At 74.0% G+C, this 4,185-nt stretch carries 4 protein-coding genes and 1 pseudogene; 3 read left to right on the forward strand and 2 right to left on the reverse strand.

The annotated features are described in order from the left end of the window. Nucleotides 1-329: pseudogene (locus tag HMPREF3105_RS05265) on the reverse strand (CGNR zinc finger domain-containing protein); the annotation flags it as partial. A 167-nt stretch (nt 330-496) separates the two neighbouring features. On the opposite strand from HMPREF3105_RS05265, the gene HMPREF3105_RS05270 reads away from it, so the two are divergent. Continuing rightward, nucleotides 497-2,152, forward strand: a complete 1,656-nt coding sequence (locus tag HMPREF3105_RS05270; RefSeq protein ID WP_036341620.1) for a thiamine pyrophosphate-dependent enzyme — start codon at nt 497-499, stop codon at nt 2,150-2,152. Between the two features lie 32 nt (nt 2,153-2,184). On the opposite strand, the gene HMPREF3105_RS05275 is transcribed toward HMPREF3105_RS05270, so the two are convergent. Beyond that, the gene (locus HMPREF3105_RS05275; RefSeq protein WP_036341622.1) at nt 2,185-2,745 is read right to left on the reverse strand and encodes a GNAT family N-acetyltransferase; all 561 of its coding nucleotides are present in this window, start codon (nt 2,743-2,745) and stop codon (nt 2,185-2,187) included. 268 nt (nt 2,746-3,013) lie between these two features. On the opposite strand from HMPREF3105_RS05275, the gene HMPREF3105_RS05280 reads away from it, so the two are divergent. Both HMPREF3105_RS05280 and HMPREF3105_RS05285 read left to right on the forward strand, forming a co-directional pair. Beyond that, complete coding sequence (locus HMPREF3105_RS05280; protein WP_010079970.1) at nt 3,014-3,451, forward strand: DUF779 domain-containing protein; 438 nt, start codon at nt 3,014-3,016, stop codon at nt 3,449-3,451. Beyond that, nucleotides 3,448-4,185 (forward strand): GAF domain-containing protein (locus HMPREF3105_RS05285; RefSeq protein ID WP_141762435.1); only part of this gene is annotated, 738 nt, incomplete at its 3' end. The genes HMPREF3105_RS05280 and HMPREF3105_RS05285, both read left to right, overlap by 4 nt.

Genomic DNA, 4,185 nt, shown 5'->3' on the forward strand with positions numbered 1-4,185 from the left:
GCCAGCCCGACGACGTCGCCCCCGGCCGTCAGCCGCAGCGGCCCGGCCGCGGCGAGGAGGGCGTTCACGCGCTCCACGGCGGCCGCCTCGTCCACGGCGGCGAGGGCCCAGACCTCGGCCAGACGGCCGCGGAGTTCGCGGCCACGCACGGCCGCGGCGGCGGCCAGGCGGAGGCGGACCTCGTCCTCCTGGAGTTCAGGGACGAGGGAGGGCAGCTGCGTGGCGGCGGTGAACCGCTCGTCGGCCGGCTGACCGCCCCGCAGTCCGGGGGCGGTGTTCAGGAACGCGGCCAGGGAGGCGAGGCGGGAGAGCGTCGGCGCGGAGAGCATGGGGAAATCGTACGGCGGGCCCGCCCTCCCGTCACCGGCTTCACGCCGCGTATCGGGTCGCCTCCGGCGCCGTCCCGTCCAGTACCCTGACCCCCACGGACCCCGTCTGCACGGCGGGGTGCACCCACGGGGCCGGAGGGGCCCCCGAACCAGCACAGGAGACCTCCATGTCCCAGACCTCCCAGGCGACCGGTCGCCTCTCCGCCGGGCACGTCATCGTCAAGACCCTCGAGTCCCACGGCGTGAAGCGCGTCTACTCCGTGCCGGGCGAGTCCTACCTGGACGTCCTGGACGGCCTGCACGACTCGGGCATCGAGAACGTGGTGTGCCGCCACGAGGGCGGCGCCACGTACATGGCCGAGGCCGACGGCAAGATGAACGTGGTCCCTGGCGTCGCCATGGTGACGCGCGGCCCGGGCGCCGCGAACGCCCACGTCGGCCTGCACACCGCGTGGCAGGACTCGACGGCGCTCGTCCTGTTCGTCGGCCTGATCCCGTTCGAGCACCGCGACCGCGAGGCCTTCCAGGAGTTCGACCCGCACGCCTGGTTCGGCACCGGTGCGAAGCGCGTGATGGTCCTGGACCACCCGGAGCGCGCCTCCGAGATCGTGGCCGAGGCCATGTTCGCCGCCAGCTCGGGCCGGCCCGGGCCCGTCGTCGTCGGCCTGCCGGAGGACGTGATCCGTGAGGAGATCGATGCGCACCTGCACCCGCAGATCCCCGTGGCCTCAGGCGGCATGACCGTGGGGGACTGGAAGTCCCTGCACGCCGCGCTCAAGGAGTCCCGCAAGCCGCTGTTCATCACCGGTGGCAACGACTGGACGGACGAGGGTGCGCAGACCCTGACGACGTGGCTGGAGGAGCACAAGATCCCCGCCGCCGCCGAGTGGCGCACCGAGGGCACCGTGCCGTTCTCCTCGCCGTCCTACGTGGGCCCGATCGGCTACGGCCGCCCGAAGCCGACCTACGACATGCTCGAGGAGACCGACCTCATCGTGTTCGTCGGCACCGTGCCGGGCGACGTCGTGACCAATGGCTTCACCATCCGCCAGAACTGGGACAAGAAGAACTTCCTGGTCACCATCGACCCGTCCCTGCGCGGCCGCTCCGGCCCCGTGTCCCACCAGATCGTGGCCAAGCCGGACGGGTTCATCCGCGACCTCGTCCGCATGGAGCTCGAGGTCAAGCCGGAGTGGGAGGAGTGGACCTCCCGCATGCGCGGCGAGCAGGAGAAGTTCGCGGCCCTGCCCCCGGCCGAGCCGTCCGAGGGCCAGGCGAAGATGGCCACGCTCATGGCCAACCTGGTGCCGAAGCTGCCGAAGGACTCGATGATCTCCCTCGGCGCGGGCGAGCACACCAACTGGGCGCACCGGTACTTCCCGACCGAGGGCTATCGCTCCATGATCTCGGCCCGCAACGGCTCCATGGGCTACTCGGTGCCGGGTGCCGTGGCCGCGTCCCTGAACTTCCCGGACCGCACCGTGGTGACCATCGCCGGCGACGGCGAGTTCCTCATGAACGGCCAGGAGCTGGCGACCGCCGCGCAGTACGGCGCCACGCCCCTCGTGATCGTCATGGACAACCAGGAGTACGGCACCATCCGCACCCACCAGGAGCGCCAGTACCCCGGGCGCGTCTCCGGCACCCAGCTGAAGAACCCCGACTTCGCCGCCATGGCCCAGGCGTTCGGCGGCTTCGGGGTGCGCGTGGAGCGGGACGCGGACGTGCCGGCGGCCGTGGACGCGGCGCTCAAGGCGGTCCAGGAGGAGGGCCGGTTCGCGCTCATCCACCTGATCGTGGAGCAGCGCGTCAAGGCCTACTGAGGCCGGCGGCGCGGTCCCCGCCGTCCCTCCGGTCAGGCCGCCGTCGTGGGGACGTCGAAGCGCAGCTGGGGCACGGGGAAGGGCGCACCGTCGAGGTCCGCCTCGACCCGGTCCCGCAGCACGCCCCCGCACGCACGGATCGTGGCCACGGAGGCGGTGTTCGTCTCGTCGCACGTGAGCAGGGCGGCGGGCACCCCGCGTGCGGCCAGCAGCGTCAGGGCGCCGCGCAGCAGCCGCGCGGCGTGGCCCCGCCGCCGGAACGCGGGGCGCACCGCATAGCCCACGTGTCCGTTGACGTGCCGCAGCGCCTCGTTCAGCTCCCACCGCACGGACACCCGGCCCACCAGCTCACCGTTCTCGTCCACGCCCACGTAGAAGGAGGCGGGCGCGCGGCCGGGCTCGACGTCGCCGCGCGCCTCGGCGGCGAACGCGCGGCGGACCGCGGGGAAGGAGCGGGTGCCGGCCATCAGGAAGTCGAACCCCTCCCGATGCAGCTCGGCGTCCGCCTCGCGCGCCGCGATCTCGTCCGCGGCGCGCAGCGGGCGCAGCAGGAGGCCGTCCACGGTGACGGTGGGGCTGGGGTCCGGGAGCATGTGCCGAGTGTAGGGGGGGGTGGACTCCGGGCGCGGCCGCGTGAGCCACCCGCCGCCCCCGCCCTCGTGCTTTCCCCACCCCCGCGCCGTGAGCCAGACGTTTCGGTCGTGATCAGCCCCTGATTGCGGCTGAAACGTCTGGCTCGCGGCACATCCCTCGGTGCACCCTCCGGGCTGCCGCGCCCCCATCACGCCGACCGGGGTGACGTGGATCACGTTCGGGGCTAGGGTGTGGGGACCGACGATCGCCCATCCCCAGGAGGTCGCGATGACCGTGCCGTCCTCGTCGGCGGAGCATGCGCCCGCGCTCGAGGCTCGCCCCGAGATGCCGGGCGAGACCCTGTCCCGCGTCGCCATGACGTCCGCGGCGCTCGAGCTGATCCGCCGACTCCTCCCGATCCATGGCCCGCTCATGTTCCACCAGTCCGGCGGCTGCTGCGACGGGTCCGCGCCCATGTGCTATCCCGCCGGCGACTTCACGACCGGCGCCGCCGACGTCCTGCTGGGCACCTTCGCGCTGCCGGCCGAGGGGGACCAGGCCGCCGTGGAGATCCCGTTCTGGATGTCCGCCGCCCAGTTCGAATACTGGAAGCACACCCACCTCACCCTGGACGTGGTGGACGGGCGCGGCTCCGGCTTCTCCGTCGAGGCCCCCGAGGGCAAGCGGTTCCTGATCCGCTCGCGGTTGATGGCAGGCTCGGGATGAGCTCGACCCTCGCCACCGGCGCCTACCGACGCGCCGTGGACCGGGCCCACGAGTCCCTCGCCGCGGTCCGCCTGTCGCTCGCGCCGTCGTCGCCCACCGCTCCGGCCGGCGCAGACCAGGGCCTGCGCGCCGCCCTGCAGGGGCTGCGGCGAGAGGTCCGTGAGTCCTGGCTGCGCTCCCTCGGCGCCCTCACCCCCGCGGTACCCGGCCAGACCGACCCGGCCACCCTCTCCGACGACGACCTCGCCGCCGCCCGCCGAGACCAGCGCCTCGCCGTGGCCCTGCCGGTGGTCCGCCGCATGCTCATCCACCCCGCGGCCGAGGCCGGGATGCTCGCCGCGATCGGCAACGCGCGCGGCCACCTGCTGTGGGTCGAGGGCGACCGGACCGCGGTGCGCCACGCCGAGACCATGGGCTTCGTGGCGGGCGCCGACTGGTCCGAGGCGTCCATGGGCACCTCCGCCCCCGGCATCGTCCTCGCGACCGGCGCCCCCACGCAGGTCAGCCGCGGCGAGCACCTGAGCCCGCGCGTGCACCCGTGGAGCTGTTCGGCCGTCCCGCTCACGGACCCGGCCACCGGGCGGCTCGTCGGGGTCCTGGACCTCACGGGCGGGGAGGACGCCGTCAGCCACCTCGCCCTGCCGCTGCTCCAGGCCACCGTGGACGCCGTGCACGCCGCCTGGCGGGACCTGCCCGCCCCGTCCCGGGGCCGTCCCCGCGGCACCGCCCCGACG

The sequence above is a fragment of the Micrococcus sp. HMSC31B01 genome (assembly GCF_001816085.1).
GTDB classification, from domain to species: Bacteria; Actinomycetota; Actinomycetes; order Actinomycetales; family Micrococcaceae; genus Micrococcus; species Micrococcus luteus.